This window comes from Streptomyces sp. NPDC041068, assembly GCF_040647455.1.
Lineage (GTDB): Bacteria > Actinomycetota > Actinomycetes > Streptomycetales > Streptomycetaceae > Streptomyces.
Genome location: NZ_JBEZCG010000011.1, coordinates 216,162 through 232,782, shown reverse-complemented (window position 1 = coordinate 232,782; position 16,621 = coordinate 216,162). Strand labels below are relative to the sequence as shown.

The following is a 16,621-nucleotide window of genomic DNA, read 5'->3' as shown; positions in this document are numbered from 1 at the left end:
TACGCCCTTCGTCGTACGGGACTTCGCACGGCGTCATTCGGTGGCGATGGCCCGCAGCACATCGAGGCGCGCCGCCCGCCGAGCCGGGCGCAGGCCCGCCAAGGCTCCCGCTGTCAGGCCCACCAGGGCGACCACCACGAGCTGCACCGGCGGCACGGCGAACGCGAAGTCGCTGTCGCTCGCGCCGTCCGACGCCCTGACGAGGACCCAGCCGAGGAAGCCGCCGAGCGCGAGCCCACCCACCGTGCCGAAGGCCGCGACGAGCACCGACTCCCAGCGGACCATGGCCCGCAGCTGCGCCCTGGTCTGTCCGACCGCGCGCAACAGGCCCAGTTCACGGGTCCGTTCGTGGATCGCCAGTGTCAGCGTGTTGGCGATGCCGAGCAGGGCGATGAGCACCGCGAGGGCGAGCAGGGCGTAGACCAGGGTCAGCATCATGTCGATGCCGCTCGCAGACGACTGCGCGTACTCCTCACGGGTCTGTACGTCCGGATTGCCGTAGTCCCGCGCGGTCTTGGCGACGGCCGCCTTGCCCTCGGCCGCGCTCACACCGTCCTTGAAGGTGACCGAGACCAGGCTGTCGGCGTCCTGCATGCGGTGCGGTGCCCAGGCCTCGCGGTCGATGACGTAGTCACCGGCGAGCTCCGAGCGGCCGAAGACGGCACGGACGGTGAACGTCTCCTTCTTGCCGTCGGCGAAGGCCAGTTCGGCCGTGGAGCCGACCTTCAGGTCCTGCTTCTCCGCCTCCGGGCGGGTGATCGCGATGCCGTCGTCGCCGAGCGAGTCGAGCGAGCCCTCCACCCTGCCGAGGTCGAAGGACCGGGCGAACGGAACCGGGTCGGTGACGGTCAGGGCGCGACCCTCGCCGTCGACCTCCGCGGCGCCCTTGCCGAGGCCCACCGCGGTCTCGACCTCAGGACGCTCGGCGAGCGCCGGGGCCAACTTCGGGCTCAGGCCGCTGCCGCCCGCGCCGAAGCCGGGGGTGCTCACCGCGACGTCGCCCGCGAAGGAGCGGCTGACCGTCTGGTCCATCGTGGCCTTCAGCGAGGCGCCGAAGACCGTGAAGAGGGAGACGACGGCGACGCCGATCATCAGCGCGCTCGCGGTGGCCGCGGTCCGCTTGGGGCTGCGCAGGGCGTTGCGCCGCGCGAGGCCGCCCGTGACACCGCGCAGCCGGTCCAGGGGCCCGCCGAGCAGGCGTACCGCACGCGTGGCGGCGACCGGGCCGAGCACCACGAACGAGGCCAGGGCCAGCACCGCCCCCGCGCCGGCCAGCCAGATCGACGGGCTGACCAGGACGCCGATCAGGGCGAGGCCCACGGCGACGAGCGCGAGGCCCGTCCCGATGACGGCGCGGCGCCGCGAGGCACCGGAGTGGTCGACCGCGGTCTCGCGCAGCGCGGCGAGCGGTGCGGTGCGCCCGGCCCGTACGGCGGGCAGCAGCGCGGAGCCCAGGCAGACCACGACGCCGACGGCGAGCGGAAGCAGCATGGACAGCGCGCTGATCACCAAGTCGCCCTCGGGGAAGGGGAATCCGATGGCGGGGAAGAGCGCCTGCAGGCCCGCCGCGATGCCGATGCCGCCCGCGATGCCCGCGGCCGACGCGACCACGGCGACGACGCTCGCCTCGACGAGGGTCGACGCGGTGACCTGGCGGCGCGAGGCGCCGAGCGCGCGAAGGAGCGCGTTCTCGCGGGTGCGCTGGGCGACGACGATGGCGAAGGTGTTGTGGATGCTGAAGGTGGCGACGAGCAGCGCCACACCGGAGAAGACCAGCAGGAAGCCGGTGAACAGGGACAGGAACTGCCCGGAGATGTTGTCCGTGTTCTCCGCCGCCGACGCCTCGCCGGTGATGGCCTCGACTCCCTTGGGGAGTACGGGAGTCAGCGCGTCGACGAGTTCCCGCTCGCTCACGCCGGGTCCGGCCCGCACCTGGATGGTCGAGGCCTCACCGGGCTTCGGGGTGAGGTACTTCTCGGCGTCGGCCTGGGTCATGCCGGTGAAGGTGGTCTGCGCCATGCCGTCCTCGCCGCCGAAGGTCGCGAGGCCGACGATCTTCACCTCGACCGGGTCGGGGGTGCGCAGCGTCGTCGTGTCGCCGACCTTCAGGCCGCCGGCCTTCGCGGCGCCTCGGTTGACGACGACCTCGCCGGACTTCGACGGGGCGCGGCCTTCGGCGAGTTGGTACGCGTTCAGGTCGGCGTCGTCGATCCAGTTGCCGGCGAGCGTGGGCGGGCCCTGGCCGCCGATGGGCTCGCCGTCCTTGCCGAGGAGCTGGCCCGCGCCCTGGATGCTGGGCGCGGCGACGGCCACCGCGTCGCTCTTCTCGATGGTCGCGACGAGGTCGGTGCTGACGGGCTTGCGGGTGCCCTGGCTGTCGTCGGGCGTGGTGATGGTGTCGGCGCTGCGGACGACCGCGTCGGTGCCGCTCGTCGCGTTGCCGAACATCGTGTCGAAGCTGGCGCGCAGGGTGTCGCCCATGACGAGCGTGCCCGCGAGGAAGGCGACGCCGAGCATGACCGCGAGGAACGTACCGGCGAAGCGGCGCTTGTGGCCGCGCAGCGAGGACAGGCTCAGGCGCGTGGAGGCGCGCAGCGAACTCGGGGCGCTCATGACGACGACTCCTTTCCGCCCGGCCGCGTGCCGGGCCCGGCGTCGGGCCACGTGGCGGAGTGCGCGGGCGAGGACGCGGCGGGCGGCCTCGTGTCGAGGGCCTTCATCCGGTCCAGGACCAAGTCGGCCGTCGGGCACTCCATGCGGTCCACCAGGCGGCCGTCGGCGAGGAAGACGACCTCGTCGGCGTGGGCGGCGGCCACCGGGTCGTGGGTGACCATGACGACGGTGCGGCCCATCCGGCGCACCGCCCGGCCGAGCAGGTTCAGCACCTCTTCGCCGGAGCGCGAGTCGAGGTTGCCGGTCGGCTCGTCGGCGAAGACGACGTCGGGCCGCCCGGCGAACGCCCGCGCCACGGCGACGCGTTGCTGCTGTCCGCCGGAGAGCTCGGACGGCCGGTGGTGCAGCCGGTCGCGCAGCCCGACGACGTCGACGAGGGCGTCCGTCCACTCGTGGTCGCCGCGGATGCCCGCGAGGTCCATGGGCAGGGTGATGTTCTCGGCGACGGTCAGCGTCGGCACCAGGTTGAAGGCCTGGAAGACGAAGCCGACGCGGTCGCGGCGCAGCAGCGTCAGACGCCGGTCGTCCAGCGCGCCGAGCTCCGTGTCGCCGATGAAGGCAGCGCCGGAGGTGAGCGTGTCCAGGCCCGCCGCGCAGTGCATCAGCGTGGACTTGCCCGAGCCCGACGGGCCCATGATCGCGGTGAAGCGTCCGGCGCGAAAGCCGACGCTCACCCCGTCCAGGGCCCGTACGGTCGTGTCCCCGCTGCCGTAGACCTTCACTGCGTCGGTGACGCGGGCGGCGTCCGTGTGCACGGTCCGGGTGGCCGGTCCGGTCGCGGTGTTCATGCCGCACCGCCCTTGGACGCGCGGCCGAACTCCTCGTTGAGGACGGTCAGCCGGCGCCAGTACTCGTCCTCGTCGATCTCACCGGAGGCGAAGCGACGGCCGAGCACGGCGATGGGCGAGTTCTGGTCGACGGCGGCGGGGCCCTCGGAGGGCCGGAACGGGCCGCGACGGCCGCGCCGGACGGTGCGGCGGAGGAGGGTGACCGCGCCGATCACGACGGCCGCCCAGATCAGCGGGAAGAAGAGGATCCACGGGCCGGGCCCGCCGTCCCAGTGCGCCAGGGTCTGCATCTGAACTCAGCTCCTTCGAAGCGGTTTCCGCGATGCCTCCAAACTCGCCCCGGCAGGGCCCTCACGTCGTCGTACGGCCAGCGGCACCCCGTGTACCACCCCGGGAGTACGTGCGGCGCACGCGCCTGCTCCCGCCGCCGGTGGATATCTGTACCTACTAGTATGTACAGTGAGTGCATGAGCACTCCGGAGCGTCTGATCGAGTCCACCCGCGAGCTGCTGTGGGAGCGGGGTTACGTCGGCACGAGCCCCAAGGCCATCCAGCAGCACGCGGGCGCGGGGCAGGGCAGCATGTACCACCACTTCGCGGGCAAGCCCGACCTGGCGCTCGCGGCGATCCGGCGCACGGCGCAGGAGATGCGCGCCACCGCGGAGGCGGTCCTCGGCGGCTCCGGATCGGCGTACGAGCGCGTCGAGGCGTATCTGCTGCGCGAGCGCGACGTGCTCCGGGGCTGCCCGGTCGGGCGGCTCACCATGGACCCGGACGTCATCGCCAGCGACGAGCTGCGCGCGCCCGTCACGGAGACACTCGACTGGCTGCGCGAGCGGCTCGCCGGGATCGTCGAAGAGGGCCGCGCGCAGGGCGAGTTCATCGCCTCGATCGACCCGCGGGAGACCGCTTCGGCGGTGGTCGCGACGGTGCAGGGCGGCTACGTCCTGGCCCGCTCGTCCGCGTCCCCCGCCGCGTTCGACGCCGCGGTGCGTGGTCTGCTCACGCTCCTCGCGGCCGCGCGCACCGGCGACCGGCCCCGTGCCACCACTCAGCCCCGTACCACCACTCAGCCCCGCACCACCACGCGATAAGGATCCGCACGTTGCACATCACCCGGAACCGGCCCGACAGCATGCGCGGCCCCGCCGAGCACTTCACCGGGGCCGTCTGGCTGGACGAGATCGCCGCGCCCGCATCCCCTTCCCGGCTACGGATGTTCAGTGTCCACTTCACGCCCGGCGCCCGCACGGCCTGGCACCGCCACCCGCACGGCCAGGTCCTGCACGTCACCGAGGGCGAGGGGCTCGTGCAGCGCCAAGGGGGTCCGGTCGAGCCGATCCGGGCGGGCGACACCGTCTGGATCGAGCCCGGCGAGGCGCACTGGCACGGCGCCGGGCCACGCACCTTCATGACGCACCTGGCCGTGGTCGAGGCCGCCGAGGACGGGACGACCGCCGACTGGGGCGCCCTGGTCGACGCCGAGACCTACCCCACCTGAGCCTGCCGCACCACCTGGGCCTGCCGCACCACCTGAGCCCGTCACCCCAACTTGGCCTGCCACCACGGGAGTACGCGATGCACGCGATGCAGTACGAGATCACCCTGCCCGCCGACTACGACATGGGCATCATCCGCCACCGCGTCGAGTCGAAGGGCCACCTTCTGGACGACTTCCCCGGGCTCGGCTTCAAGGCGTACTTGATGCGCGAGCGCGACAGGGACGGCTCGCCCGTGAACCAGTACGCGCCGTTCTACCTCTGGAACACCGCGGAGGGCATGAACTCCTTCCTCTGGGGGCCCGGTTTCCAGGGCCTTTCCCACGACTTCGGGCGGCCCGAGGTGCAGCACTGGACGGTCCTCGCGTACGAGGAGGGGGCCGCGACCGCAGCCGTGCCGAAGGCGGCCGTGCGTCGCTGTCAGCGCATTCCCGCGCCGACGCCGCTGCCGGAGCTCGCGGCCGAACTCGCCGCGGAGGCGGCGCGGTCGGTGCGCGAGGACGGCGCGGTGAGCGCCATGGTCGCCGTCGATCCACGCACCTGGGAGGCGGTGCACTTCTCCCTCTGGGACCACGAGGCACCGGCAGAGGCGGGGGACGTCTTCCAGGTGCTGCACCTGTCGTCGCCGGAGCGCGAGAAGCTGCCGCGCGGGAGGCAGTGGTGACGGGACAGGAGCCCGCGACGTCACCGAGCACCGTCCGCACGGTCCTCGGCGACGTCGCCCCTGCGGACCTCGGCGTCTGCGACGCCCACGACCACCTCTTCCTCAGCAGCCCTCAACTGCCGGGCCAGGAGCTGGACTCGGCGCAGGCGGCGGCGGACGAACTGGCGGCGTTCCGCGCGGCGGGCGGACAGAGCGTCGTGCAGTGGACGCCGCACGGCATGGGGCGGCACGCCGGGCGGCTGCCGGAGCTGTCGAGGGTGACGGGGGTTCACCTGGTCGCGGCGACGGGGCTGCACCAGGCCGCGCACTACACGCGGGAGTTCCTGGACCGGCTCCGCGAGGACGGCCTGGCAGGCCTCTTCGTCCGCGAACTCACGCAAGGCATCGGGGAGTCGAGGGCCCTGGCAGGCCTCATCAAAGTCGCGGGCGGCTTCCACGGACTCGACGCCCACGCCCGCTGGACCATGACGGCGGCGGCCGAGGCGCACCACGCCACGGGCGCGCCCATCACCGTCCACCTGGAGCTGGGCACCGGAGCACTGGACGTACTCGACCTGCTCTGCGGCGAGTTGGCGGTACCCCCGCACCGGGTGGTCCTCGGCCACCTCAACCGCTCCCCCGACCTCACCGCCCATCTCCAGGCCGCGCGGTCGGGCGCGTACCTGGCCTTCGACGGCCCCTCCCGCGCGAACCACGCCACGGACTGGCGCATGCCGGACGCGATCCGCTCCCTGGCCGAGGCGGGCTTCGCCGACCGCCTGCTCCTGGGCGGCGACACGACGACAGCGGCCGCACGATCGGTGAACGGCGGCCCCGGCATGCCGCACCTGCTCCGCAGGGTCCGCCCCCGCCTGGAGCTCGCGGTGGGCGCGGAGACGGTGACGCGGATCCTGACGGTGAATCCGGGGCGGGCGTTCGGGGTGGCGTGGGCGTAGTCCTCGCGGGACGCAGCGCTCCAGCGGCACCGAAGACGTATTGCACTGATCGTTCCAGAACGGGTACGGTACCGACATGGCCCGACCGAGGACTTTCGACGAGGAGCGGGCCCTGGACGCGGCGATGCATGCCTTCTGGGCGAATGGCTACGAGGCCACCTCGACCCAGGACCTGTGCGAGGCCACCGGACTGGGCCGCAGCAGCATTTACAACACGTTCAGCAGCAAGCACGACCTGTTCCGGCGGGCCCTCGCCCGCTACATGGACACCATGAACGCCGGCCAGATCGAGATCCTGGAGGACGCCGGGCGGACGGCGACGGAGCGGCTCCGCGCCCTCTTCGTCCGCGTCGTCGACGGCGAGTTCGAGCACCGCGAGAACGGCCACAGCATCGGCTGCCTCACGGTCAACACGACCGTCGAACTCGCCGGGCGCGACCCCGAGGCCGCCGGGATGCTGGAGCGGGACCTCGCGACACGGATCACCGCGCTGCGCGCCGCGATCCGGACCGGGCAGAGCGACGGCGACATCACGTCGAAGCGGGACCCGGACACCCTCGCCCGCTACATCAACGCCGTCATCGGCGGCATGCGCGTCTCCGCACAGGGCGGCGCCGACCGCGCCACCCTGGAGGCCATCGCCGAGACGGCTCTTGACGCACTGACGACGGCTCGGTAGCCCCCTCGCCCCGACCGCTCCCCCTCGGATGCGCCCCTTCGCGCCACTCCGCACCCCTTCATGCTCTTTTTTTGTACTGCTCTATCCAAAACTTGTGCCCGACAGGAGCCCACCCATGCCCCGCGCCGTATACGTACTGGCCCTCGGCATCTTCGCCATGGTGACCAGTGAATTCGTGGTCGCAGGACTGATGCCGCAGATGGCCGAGGGACTGGACGCCACCATTCCCGAGATCGGCTACCTCATCACCGCGTTCGCCGCGGCGATGGCCATCGGCGGCCCCTTCCTCACCGTCGCCCTGCTGAAGATGCGTCAGAAGTCGGCCCTGATGGTGCTGTTCGGCATTTTCCTGGCGGGCAACGTGCTCGCCGCCGTCGCCCCCGACTACCGCACCATGCTCGTGGCCCGCCTGCTCACCGGCGCCGCGTCACAGGCCTTCTTCGGCGTCGCCATCTCGCTCGGCTCGGGCATCACCCGGCCCGAAGTGCGCGGCCGCGCCGTCGCGGTGGTGCTCAACGGTCTGATGCTGGGCACGCTGCTCGGCCTGCCGCTCGCCACCGTCATCGGTGAACACCTGGGCTGGCGCGCCGCGTTCTGGGCCATCACTCTCCTGACCGTGCTCGCCGCCCTCGCCACGATCGCCGGAGTGCCGAGCGCCGACGGCGCGACCGAGGCGAGCGGCAACCTCCGCCAGGAGCTGGTCGCCTTCCGCAATCCGCGCCTGTGGCTGGTCCTCACCACCAGCACGTTCATCATCGGCGCGACCTTCGCCGCCTTCAGCTACCTCAACCCGATCCTCACCGAGATCACGGGCTTCTCCACCGGGACCGTCCCGCTCCTGCTCATCGCGTACGGCGCCGCCACCGTCATCGGCAACACGGTCGTCGGCAGGCTGGCCGACCGCCACCCCGTTCCCGTGCTCCTGACCGGCCTCACACTCAACCTCGCCTTCCTCGTCGGCTTCGCGCTGTTCGCCCAACTGACCGTCCCCGCGGTCGTGTTCATGCTCGGCATCGGACTGGTCGGCGTCACGATGAACCCGGCCATGGCGATCCGTGTCCAGCGCGCCGGCAACGCGCGGCCGCTGGTGAACACCGTCCACTCGTCCTTCATCACCCTCGGCATCATCGTCGCCACCTCCGTCGGCGGCCCGGCCATCGACACCTTCGGCCTGCGGGCACCTCTGTGGATCGGCGCGGGGCTCGCCGTGCTGGGCCTCGTCACACTGGTGCCGGACCTGCTGCGCCGCCGGGCCGGATCCGCCACGACCACCGCGCCGCACGGGCCCGAAGGGGCGGCGCGCAAGGCCACCGAAGGGAACAGGGCCACGGAAGAAGTGACCCAGCCCGTCTAACCCAGCGCCGCCAAGGGGTCGTCGAGCACCGGCTGCCAAGCCAGCTCGGCGGCCCCCACCAGGCTGTTGTGGTCCAGCGTGCAGGCAAGGATCGGCACGCCGCCGCTGCGCCCCCACAGGCTGCGGTCCGCGACGACGGCCCGCAGCCGCTCGGGGTCCGCCTCCAGCAGGGCGCGGTGCAGACCGCCCAGGACGATCCGGTCGGGGTTGAGGATGTTGACCAGGCCCGCGAGCCCCAGACCGAGCCGGTCGATCAGCGCCTCCGCGGCGGAGCGCACGGCCGGTTCCCCGTACGCGCCGCGGAGCAGTTCGCGGGCCTGCACGAGCAGCCCCTCGGGACCCGGCTCGCGCCCGGCCGCCGTCAGGAAGGCGAGGGGATCCGTCTCGACGTCCAGGCAGCCCCGGCTGCCGCAGTGGCAGGGGCGCCCCTCCGGGTTCACGACGACATGGCCGACCTCCAGGGCGAGGCCCGAACTTCCGGTGTGCAGGCGGCCATCGAGGACCAGCGCGCCGCCGACGCCCCGGTGCCCGGTCGCCACGCAGAGCAGGTCCCTGGCGCCGCGGCCCGCGCCGTGGCGGTGCTCGGCGAGCGCGGCGAGGTTCACGTCGTTGCCCGCGAAGGCAGGACCCTCGATGCCCGCGTCGCGTACACACGCGGCGAAGATCTCCCTGACCTGCGCGCCCGCGGGCCACGCCAGGTGCATCGGGTTGAGCGCGGTGCCCTCGGGCTCGGCCACCGCGGACGGCACGGCGAGGCCCGCGCCCACACAGCGCCTGCCCGTCTCGCGCAACAGCCGCGCGCCCGCGTCCACGACGGCGCCGAGCACCTGCGCGGGGTCGGCGTCGACGGCCTCGCAGCCGGGCGCGGTCGCCACGATGCGCCCGCCGACGCCGACCAGCGCGGCCCGGAATCCATCGGCGTGCACCTGCGCGGCGAGCGCCACGGGCCCCGACTCGGCGACGGAGAGCCGGTGTGAGGGCCTGCCCTGCGATCCGGCCGCGGCGCTCGGCTTCGCGTCGATCCGGATCAGCCCGAGCGCCTCCAGCTCGGCGGCGACGGCGCCCGCCGTGGCGCGCGTGACACCCAGCTCCGCCGTGAGCACGGCACGGGTCGGCGCGCGCCCGGTGTGGACCAGTTCGAGCGCGGGACCCAACGCGCCACGCCCTCGCTCCAGGCGGGTACGCGTGGTCACTTCCCCCTCGGCACGGGGGTCAGCCTTGCCGTTCATGAGGGCGAGTCTCCCATGATCCGTACACGGCATCGCCGTTCACCCGTCATCCGTTCGTTCCTCCCCGAAGCGGTCCTGTGCGTCCGCACGCGTCCGACAGCACCCTCTTGTCCGCGCCCCGCGCGCACCCCTACCCTGACTTTGTGCCGCTACGAAACAAAATCGAGACCGCAGCGCCGCGGTCCGCCCCGCCCGACCTCCGCAGGCTGCGCGTCGCCCTCACCGTCTTCTGCGCCCTCGACGGCTTCGTCTTCGCCGGGTGGGTCGCCCGCATCCCCGCAATCAAGGAGCAGACCAGCGCCTCGGCGAGCGAACTCGGCCTCGCCCTGCTAGCGGTCTCGGCCGGGGCGGTGGTCACCATGACGTTCACCGGACGGCTCTGCGGGCGCTACGGCAGCATCCCGATGACCGTGACCTTCGGGGTGCTGCTCCCGCTGAGCGTCGCACTGCCGCCGCTGACGGACTCGGTCCTCGCCCTCGGGCTCGTGCTGCTGCTCTTCGGAGCCTCGTACGGCGGCATCAGCGTCGCGATGAACAGCGCCGCCGTGGACGTGGTGCGCGCGCTGCGCCGGCCCGTGATGCCCAGCTTCCACGCGGCGTTCAGCCTGGGCGGGATGGTCGGCGCGGGGCTCGGCGGCCTGGTCGCCGCCCACCTCTCCCCCACCCGTCATCTGCTCGGCATCACCGTCATCGGCCTCGCGGTCACCGCCGTGACGGCGCCCGCGCTGCTGCGGCACGCGGCGGCCTCGTACATACCGGAGTCCGTCGCCGCACGAGACTCCGTCACCGTACGAGACTCGGTCGCCGTACGAGACTCCGTCACCGTACGAGACTCCGGCGCCGCACGAGAATCCGGCGCCGCACGAGAATCCGCCAGCGCCCCTGTGGAGCGCGGCGGTTCGCGCCGCATGGACCGCCGCACCCGAGGGCTCGTGCTGGTCCTCGGGCTCATCGCGCTGTGCACCGCCTACGGCGAGGGCGCCATCGCCGACTGGGCTCCGCTGCACCTGGAGGACGACCTGCACGCGCACCCGGGCATCGCCGCCGCGGGGTACTCGTGCTTCGCCTTCGCCATGACCGTCGGCAGGCTCTCCGGCACCGCGCTCCTCGAACGGCTCGGCGGGACCCGCACAGTGGTGGGCGGCGGCGCGACGGCCTGCGTCGGGATGCTCCTGGGCGCGCTCGCACCGTCGGCGGGGCTCGCCCTCGCCGGTCTCGTCGTCACCGGGCTCGGCCTGGCCAACATCTTCCCCGTGGCGGTGGCACGCGCGGGCGCGCTCGCCGGTCCCGACGGCGTCGCCACCGTGTCGACGCTCGGCTACGGCGGCATGCTGGTCGGGCCGCCGCTGATCGGCTTCATGGCGGACTGGTATTCGCTGCCCGTGGCACTGACGAGCGTCGCGCTGCTCGCCGCCGTCGCCGCGCTCATCGGCTTCGCGACACGGCGTACGGAGCGTACGGAAACGGCCTGACATCACACGGAGGTTCCGGTTCCAGTGCGCCGCATCGGACACAATCTCCCGCATGGAGATTTCCGAGCACATTCAAGTAGTGGACAGGGAAGGCCAGTTGCTCGCCCGTGCCGCCCAGCAGGCCGGGCCCGACGCCAAGGTGCCGTCGTGCCCGGACTGGCAGGTGCGGGACCTGTTGCGGCACACCGGGATGGTGCACCGCTGGGCCACGGCGTTCGTCGCCGAGCGGCGCACCTCGTACCGGCTCGGCGGCGAACTCCCGGACCTGGACGGGGACGCGCTCGTCGACTGGTTCCGCGAGGGGCACGCCACGCTCGTCGAGACGCTCACCACCGCGCCGCCCGACGTCGAGTGCTGGGCGTTTCTGCCCTCCCCCTCGCCGCTCGCCTTCTGGGCGCGGCGGCAGGCGAACGAGACGACCGTCCACCGGGTGGACGCCGAGTCCGCGCGGGGCGAGACGCTGTCGCCGATCGGCACCGCGTCGGCCGTGGACGGCATCGAGGAGCTGCTGCTCGGCTTCCACGCCCGCGAGAGGAGCCGGGTGCGCAGCGATGTGCCGCGCGTACTGCGGGTGCGGGCCACGGACGCGCCGCAGGAGTGGAGTTGGACCGTTCGCCTCTCCGACGGGCCGCCGGTCGCCGAGCGCGGCGCGACGGCACCGGCCGACTGCGAGGTCTCCGGGCAGGCGGCGCGGCTCTATCTGGCGCTGTGGAACCGGCTTCCGTTTCCCGAGGTGAGGGGCGACGCCTCGCTGGCCGCGCTGTGGCGGGAGAAGTCGGCGATCGTCATGCGCTGACGGTCGGCCGTCGACTCGTCGACCGCGGGCGGGTGCTCAGGCGCCGCAATCCCCGGAGCCGTCGAGCATCCGCTTGAGGACCGCCCGCTGCAGGGGCCGCACCTCGCGGTGCAGTTCACGTCCCTTGCCGGTGAGGGAGACGCGCACGCCCCGCCGGTCCTCGCTGCACATGCCGCGCTCCACGAGACCGTCCTTCTCCAGGCGCCCGATGAGGCGGGAGAGCGCACTCTGGCTCAGATGGACCTGTGCGGAGATCTCCTGCACACGGAACGTGCAGCCGCCGTCGTCCGACGAGCCCTCCGCGAGGACGTCGAGGACCTCGAAGTCGCTCGCCCCCAGGCCGTGCGGATGCAGCTCACGGTCGAGCTCGCACAGTGTGCGCGCATGCACCGCGAGGATCTCCCGCCATTGATCCACGAGCCCCTGCTCGGCCGTTTTCGCCGCCATGACACCGCACGTTAGCAGAGATTCACCCCTTTATTGCATCGTCATTAAATGCACTTGCATTCAATGCATGTGCATGTACCTTACTCCTCATGACTTCTCCGCTCACAGCTGCCTCCACGTCCCCGGAGCGCTGGACCCCGCGCCTGTGGGGCACTCTGCTGGTGCTCTGCGCCGCGATGTTCCTCGACGCACTCGACGTGTCGATGGTCGGTGTCGCCCTGCCCTCCATCGGCTCCGAACTGGACCTCTCCACCTCGACCCTGCAGTGGGTCGTCAGCGGCTACATCCTCGGCTACGGAGGACTGCTGCTCCTCGGCGGACGGGCCGCCGACCTGCTCGGCCGCCGCCGGGTCTTCCTCATCGCGCTCGCCGTCTTCGCGCTCGCCTCGCTGCTCGGCGGATTCGTCGACTCCGGGCCGCTGCTCATCGCCAGCCGCTTCATCAAGGGGCTGAGCGCCGCGTTCACCGCGCCCGCGGGTCTGTCCATCATCACCACGACGTTCGCCGAGGGCCCGGTCCGCAACCGCGCGCTCACCATCTACACCACCTGCGCCGCCACCGGCTTCTCCATGGGCCTCGTCCTGTCGGGGCTGCTCACCGAGGCCAGCTGGCGCCTGACGATGCTGCTGCCCGCACCCATCGCGCTCCTCGCGCTGATCGCCGGCATCAAGCTGATCCCGCGCAGCGCCCGCGAGGAGAACAAGGGCGGCTACGACGTACCGGGCGCCGTCACCGGCACGGCGGCCATGCTGCTCCTCGTCTTCACCGTGGTGGAGGCCCCCGAGGTCGGCTGGGCCTCGGCCCGCACCCTCCTGTCGTTCCTCGTCGCGGCCGTGCTGCTCGCCGCCTTCGTACGCATCGAACTGCGCACCGCGAGCCCGCTGATCAGGCTCGGCGTGCTGCGCTCGGGCCCTCAACTGCGGGCGCAGCTGGGTGCGATGACGTTCTTCGGCGGATACGTCTCCTTCCAGTTCCTGGCCACGCAGTACTTCCAGTCGCTGCTCGGCTGGTCCGCCCTTCAGACCGCGCTCGCCTTCCTGCCCGCGGGCGCGCTCGTCGCCCTGTCGTCGACGAAGGTCGGCTCGGTCATCGACCGGTTCGGCACGCCGCGCGTCATCGTGGTCGGCTTCGTGCTGCTCGTCGCCTCGTACGTGCTGTTCCTGCGGATCAGCCTGACTCCGGCGTACGCGTCCGTGGTGCTGCCCTCCATGGTCCTGCTCGGCTTCGCGTGCGCCCTGGTCTTCCCCTCGCTCAACATCCAGGCCACCAACGGCGTGCACGACGACGAACAGGGCATGGTCTCCGGGCTGCTCAACACCTCGATCCAGGTGGGCGGCGCGATCTTCCTCGCCGTCGTCACGGCCGTGGTCACCGCCTCCTCCCACGACGGGGACTCCTCGCCGCAGGCCGTCCTCGACAGCTTCCGGCCCGGCCTGATCGTGGTGACGTCGATCGCGGTCGCCGGACTCCTGATCACCCTGACAGGGCTGCGTTCGCGGCGTACGCAGGAGACGGTCGTCGTCGCCAAGTCGGTGCCCGAGCAGGCGCCCGAGCAGGCGGCGGGGCGGGAGCGCCTGGCGGTCCGCGACTGAGCGCACCGGGTTCCCGCACAGCGCCTCCGCCCGGCAGTTGTTTGCCCTGCGGGGGCGCTTGGCCCGACACTGGAGCGATGGAGCACAGGACACAGACCGAACGGGACGCGAACACCATCGAGATCGTCTACGCCCTGGTTCTCGCGGCGGTCCTCGCCGGTGCCGCGTTCCTGGCCGTAGCGGGGTACGCCCACGCGCTCGGCGTGACGTCGCCCGACACCTTCATCCGGGCCGGCCAGATCGCCGCGGCCGCCGCCTTCGTCGCGACCGCGGCGACGGTCCTCCTGCAACACCGGCGGACGTCGGTCCCCGCGCGGCGGCGGCGCGCGTCCGCTCAGCCCAGCCAGCCCGGCCGCACCAGGCCCGACTCATAGGCCAGAACGACCAATTGGGCCCGGTCGCGGGCGCCCAGCTTCACCATGGTCCTGCTCACGTGCGTCTTGGCGGTGAGAGGGCTGACGACCAGGCGGCGGGCGATCTCCTCGTTCGACAGGCCGATGCCGACCAGGGCCATCACTTCCCGCTCCCGCTCGGTGAGTTCACCGAGGGAGTCGGCGGCCGCGGGCTCCTTGGAACGGGCCGCGAACTCGGCGATCAGACGGCGGGTCACGCCCGGCGAGAGCAGTGCGTCGCCCTCGACCACCGCCCGCACCGCGCGCAGCAGTTCGTCCGGCTCGGTGTCCTTGACGAGGAAGCCCGACGCTCCGGAGCGGATCGCCTCGAAGACGTACTCGTCGAGTTCGAAGGTGGTGAGCATGACCACCTTCACGCCGTCCAGGCCGGGTTCGTCGGTGATCCTGCGCGTGGCGGCGAGCCCGTCGAGCAGCGGCATGCGGATGTCCATCAGGACGACATCGGGGCGCAGCTCCCGCACCAGCCGCACCGCCTCCTCGCCGTCCGCGGCCTCCCCCGCCACCGCGATGTCCGGCTGTGCGTCGAGGAGTGCCTTGAACCCCGCCCTGACCAGGGACTGGTCGTCGGCGAGCAGTACGCGGATCACTGGTCCTCCCGGGGTGCGGTGCGGGCCTTGGGACCTCCGCCGCCCGGCGGCAGGGGCAGCACGGCGGTCACGCGGAAGCCGCCGTCCGGCCGCGGGCCCGCCTCGATCGTGCCATCAAGGGCCGCCGCGCGCTCCCGCATCCCGGCAAGTCCGTTGCCGCTGCCGCCCGCGTCCGCGCCGGTGGCGGGCCCGTCGTCGTCGACGCGCAGGGTGAGGGCGGCCGGTTCGTAGTGCACGAGCACGCGCGCGTGGCGTGATCCGGAGTGGCGTACGACGTTCGTCAGCGCCTCCTGGACGATGCGGAACGCGGCGAGGTCCGTGCCGGGCGGCACCTTCGTACGGGTGCCCTCGGTGGTGACGTCGACGGTCAGCCCCGTGCTCTTGGCCTGTTCGACGAGTTCGGGCAGGCGGTCGAGGCCGGGCGCGGGGGCGCGGGGCGCGTCGCCCGGGGCCCGCAGGGTGTCCAGGACCTGACGCACCTCCCCCAGCGCCTCCTTGCTCGCGGCCTTGATGGTGGTCAGCGCGGTGCGGGCCTGTTCGGGGTCGGAGTCGAGCAGGGCGAGGCCCATGCCCGCCTGGACGTTGATGACGGAGATGCTGTGCGCGAGGACGTCGTGCAGTTCGCGCGCCATCCGCAGCCGCTCCTCGTCCGCGCGCCGCTTCGCCGCCTGAGCGCGCTCGGCGCGTTCCTTGGCCCACTGCTCGCGGCGCAGGCGGCCGAGTTCGGAGACGGCGACGATCGCCACGACCCAGACGGCGACGACGAGTTCCTCGCCCCAGGAGCGGACGACCTCGTCGCCGCCGGGCGGCAGCCAGCGGTAGAGCCAGTGCGCGATCAGCAGGTGCCCGCCCCAGAGCATGCCGACCGCTCCCCAGGCCGCGCGCCGGTGCCCCGCGACGACGGCGGCGAAGCAGCTCACGGCGACGGCCAGGAAGATCGGGCCGTACGGGAATCCGGCACCGATGTAGACGAGCGTGACCGCGGCGGTGGCGTAGGCGACGAGGACGGGGTGGCGGTGGCGCAGCAGCAGGACCGCCGTGGCCAGGAACAGGAGCAGCCTGGCGAAGGGATTGAGCTCCACTCGGTCGAGCTGACCGTGCTCCGCGAAACTGGAGCCGATCTGCACGAAGGCGGTGAGCGCGAGCGTCGTGAGCCAGGGCAGTCGGCGGCCCCCACCCTCCTCGGGGGCGGGGTTCCAGGGGGTCCAGGGGCCCCAAGGGGCCCAGTTCCACCAAGGCGGGCCGCCTGGGCCCGGCCTGCGTTCGCGCTGCTCGTCCATGACGGTCACGCTAGACGTCGGGCGGCGGCCGGGGCGTCCGACGGGCGTGGCGATCACGTGTACTCCTGCGGGAGTAGATGCCTCGATGTCCAGGGCGGCGGGCCGTCATCGCCACCCGCGGCCGGCGCGGGGCATAGTGGCACTTCCGGGCCCCGCCTGTCAGAGAAACGGACCGTCAGGCCGAAGCGATCTTCAATTCCTGGTCTCCGGCAG

17 protein-coding genes are annotated in these 16,621 nt (G+C 72.5%); 10 read left to right on the top strand and 7 right to left on the bottom strand.

The window, feature by feature from the left end; translation table 11 throughout:
* Nucleotides 1-33: 33 nt before the first annotated feature.
* From AB0B50_RS25965 to AB0B50_RS25955, 3 genes are read right to left on the bottom strand one after another with little or no spacing between them, the layout of a single operon-like run.
* The gene (locus AB0B50_RS25965) at nucleotides 34-2,595 is read right to left on the bottom strand and encodes an ABC transporter permease (RefSeq protein WP_362336859.1); all 2,562 of its coding nucleotides are present in this window, start codon (nucleotides 2,593-2,595) and stop codon (nucleotides 34-36) included.
* A gap of 14 nt (nucleotides 2,596-2,609) precedes the next feature.
* The gene (locus AB0B50_RS25960; RefSeq protein ID WP_362336488.1) at nucleotides 2,610-3,461 is read right to left on the bottom strand and encodes an ABC transporter ATP-binding protein; all 852 of its coding nucleotides are present in this window, start codon (nucleotides 3,459-3,461) and stop codon (nucleotides 2,610-2,612) included.
* Entirely contained in the window at nucleotides 3,458-3,751 is a 294-nt protein-coding gene (locus tag AB0B50_RS25955; RefSeq protein WP_362336486.1) for an SHOCT domain-containing protein, read from the bottom strand. The genes AB0B50_RS25960 and AB0B50_RS25955 overlap by 4 nt, the downstream gene beginning before the upstream one ends.
* 162 nt (nucleotides 3,752-3,913) lie before the next feature.
* Between AB0B50_RS25955 and AB0B50_RS25950 the strand changes: the two genes are divergently transcribed.
* The 6 genes from AB0B50_RS25950 (at nucleotide 3,914) to AB0B50_RS25925 (ending at nucleotide 8,592) form a co-directional block, all read left to right on the top strand.
* Nucleotides 3,914-4,555 carry a TetR/AcrR family transcriptional regulator gene (locus tag AB0B50_RS25950; protein WP_362336483.1) on the top strand — a complete coding sequence of 214 codons (642 nt, stop codon included), beginning with the start codon at nucleotides 3,914-3,916 and terminating at the stop codon, nucleotides 4,553-4,555.
* An 11-nt stretch (nucleotides 4,556-4,566) separates the two neighbouring features.
* The gene (locus tag AB0B50_RS25945) at nucleotides 4,567-4,962 is read left to right on the top strand and encodes a cupin domain-containing protein (RefSeq protein ID WP_362336480.1); all 396 of its coding nucleotides are present in this window, start codon (nucleotides 4,567-4,569) and stop codon (nucleotides 4,960-4,962) included.
* A gap of 77 nt (nucleotides 4,963-5,039) precedes the next feature.
* Nucleotides 5,040-5,624: a DUF4865 family protein gene (locus tag AB0B50_RS25940; RefSeq protein ID WP_362336477.1), complete on the top strand. Its 585-nt coding sequence runs from the start codon at nucleotides 5,040-5,042 to the stop codon at nucleotides 5,622-5,624.
* Nucleotides 5,621-6,559: a phosphotriesterase gene (locus tag AB0B50_RS25935; protein ID WP_362336474.1), complete on the top strand. Its 939-nt coding sequence runs from the start codon at nucleotides 5,621-5,623 to the stop codon at nucleotides 6,557-6,559. The genes AB0B50_RS25940 and AB0B50_RS25935 overlap by 4 nt, the downstream gene beginning before the upstream one ends.
* 76 nt (nucleotides 6,560-6,635) lie before the next feature.
* Nucleotides 6,636-7,238 (top strand): TetR/AcrR family transcriptional regulator, encoded by a 603-nt coding sequence (locus tag AB0B50_RS25930; RefSeq protein ID WP_362336472.1) that lies wholly within the window; start codon nucleotides 6,636-6,638, stop codon nucleotides 7,236-7,238.
* Nucleotides 7,239-7,353: 115 nt separating this feature from the next.
* Nucleotides 7,354-8,592, top strand: coding sequence for an MFS transporter (locus AB0B50_RS25925; RefSeq protein ID WP_362336469.1), 1,239 nt, complete (start codon nucleotides 7,354-7,356; stop codon nucleotides 8,590-8,592).
* Here the strand turns inward: AB0B50_RS25925 and AB0B50_RS25920 are convergent.
* Nucleotides 8,589-9,821, bottom strand: a complete 1,233-nt coding sequence (locus AB0B50_RS25920) for an ROK family protein (protein WP_362336466.1) — start codon at nucleotides 9,819-9,821, stop codon at nucleotides 8,589-8,591. The genes AB0B50_RS25925 and AB0B50_RS25920 overlap by 4 nt on opposite strands.
* A gap of 143 nt (nucleotides 9,822-9,964) precedes the next feature.
* Here AB0B50_RS25920 and AB0B50_RS25915 point away from each other — a divergent pair, with 143 nt between their 5' ends.
* Nucleotides 9,965-11,293 (top strand): MFS transporter, encoded by a 1,329-nt coding sequence (locus AB0B50_RS25915; RefSeq protein WP_362336463.1) that lies wholly within the window; start codon nucleotides 9,965-9,967, stop codon nucleotides 11,291-11,293.
* Nucleotides 11,294-11,345: 52 nt separating this feature from the next.
* Entirely contained in the window at nucleotides 11,346-12,089 is a 744-nt protein-coding gene (locus AB0B50_RS25910; protein WP_362336460.1) for a maleylpyruvate isomerase family mycothiol-dependent enzyme, read from the top strand.
* Between the two features lie 36 nt (nucleotides 12,090-12,125).
* On the opposite strand, the gene AB0B50_RS25905 is transcribed toward AB0B50_RS25910, so the two are convergent.
* Complete coding sequence (locus AB0B50_RS25905) at nucleotides 12,126-12,536, bottom strand: MarR family transcriptional regulator (RefSeq protein ID WP_362336457.1); 411 nt, start codon at nucleotides 12,534-12,536, stop codon at nucleotides 12,126-12,128.
* 89 nt (nucleotides 12,537-12,625) lie between these two features.
* On the opposite strand from AB0B50_RS25905, the gene AB0B50_RS25900 reads away from it, so the two are divergent.
* Together AB0B50_RS25900 and AB0B50_RS25895 are read left to right on the top strand one after the other, a co-directional pair.
* Nucleotides 12,626-14,128 carry an MFS transporter gene (locus AB0B50_RS25900; RefSeq protein ID WP_362336454.1) on the top strand — a complete coding sequence of 501 codons (1,503 nt, stop codon included), beginning with the start codon at nucleotides 12,626-12,628 and terminating at the stop codon, nucleotides 14,126-14,128.
* 77 nt (nucleotides 14,129-14,205) lie between these two features.
* Entirely contained in the window at nucleotides 14,206-14,502 is a 297-nt protein-coding gene (locus AB0B50_RS25895) for a DUF6332 family protein (protein ID WP_362336451.1), read from the top strand.
* On the opposite strand, the gene AB0B50_RS25890 is transcribed toward AB0B50_RS25895, so the two are convergent.
* On the bottom strand, nucleotides 14,463-15,128 hold the full coding sequence (locus AB0B50_RS25890; protein ID WP_362336448.1) for a response regulator transcription factor: 666 nt from the start codon (nucleotides 15,126-15,128) through the stop codon (nucleotides 14,463-14,465). The two genes, AB0B50_RS25895 and AB0B50_RS25890, sit on opposite strands and share 40 nt — an antisense overlap.
* Nucleotides 15,125-16,408 (bottom strand): sensor histidine kinase, encoded by a 1,284-nt coding sequence (locus tag AB0B50_RS25885; RefSeq protein WP_362336445.1) that lies wholly within the window; start codon nucleotides 16,406-16,408, stop codon nucleotides 15,125-15,127. Before AB0B50_RS25885 ends, AB0B50_RS25890 begins: the two co-directional genes overlap by 4 nt.
* Nucleotides 16,409-16,621: the final 213 nt, after the last annotated feature.

Coding starts and splice junctions, on each gene's coding strand:
- AB0B50_RS25960 (WP_362336488.1), bottom strand. CDS start 3,461: ATGAACACCGCGACCGGACCGGCCACCCGGACCGTGCACACGGACGCC.
- AB0B50_RS25955 (WP_362336486.1), bottom strand. CDS start 3,751: ATGCAGACCCTGGCGCACTGGGACGGCGGGCCCGGCCCGTGGATCCTC.
- AB0B50_RS25950 (WP_362336483.1), top strand. CDS start 3,914: ATGTACAGTGAGTGCATGAGCACTCCGGAGCGTCTGATCGAGTCCACC.
- AB0B50_RS25940 (WP_362336477.1), top strand. CDS start 5,040: ATGCACGCGATGCAGTACGAGATCACCCTGCCCGCCGACTACGACATG.
- AB0B50_RS25930 (WP_362336472.1), top strand. CDS start 6,636: ATGGCCCGACCGAGGACTTTCGACGAGGAGCGGGCCCTGGACGCGGCG.
- AB0B50_RS25925 (WP_362336469.1), top strand. CDS start 7,354: ATGCCCCGCGCCGTATACGTACTGGCCCTCGGCATCTTCGCCATGGTG.
- AB0B50_RS25920 (WP_362336466.1), bottom strand. CDS start 9,821: ATGAACGGCAAGGCTGACCCCCGTGCCGAGGGGGAAGTGACCACGCGT.
- AB0B50_RS25910 (WP_362336460.1), top strand. CDS start 11,346: ATGGAGATTTCCGAGCACATTCAAGTAGTGGACAGGGAAGGCCAGTTG.
- AB0B50_RS25905 (WP_362336457.1), bottom strand. CDS start 12,536: ATGGCGGCGAAAACGGCCGAGCAGGGGCTCGTGGATCAATGGCGGGAG.
- AB0B50_RS25900 (WP_362336454.1), top strand. CDS start 12,626: ATGACTTCTCCGCTCACAGCTGCCTCCACGTCCCCGGAGCGCTGGACC.
- AB0B50_RS25895 (WP_362336451.1), top strand. CDS start 14,206: ATGGAGCACAGGACACAGACCGAACGGGACGCGAACACCATCGAGATC.
- AB0B50_RS25885 (WP_362336445.1), bottom strand. CDS start 16,408: ATGGACGAGCAGCGCGAACGCAGGCCGGGCCCAGGCGGCCCGCCTTGG.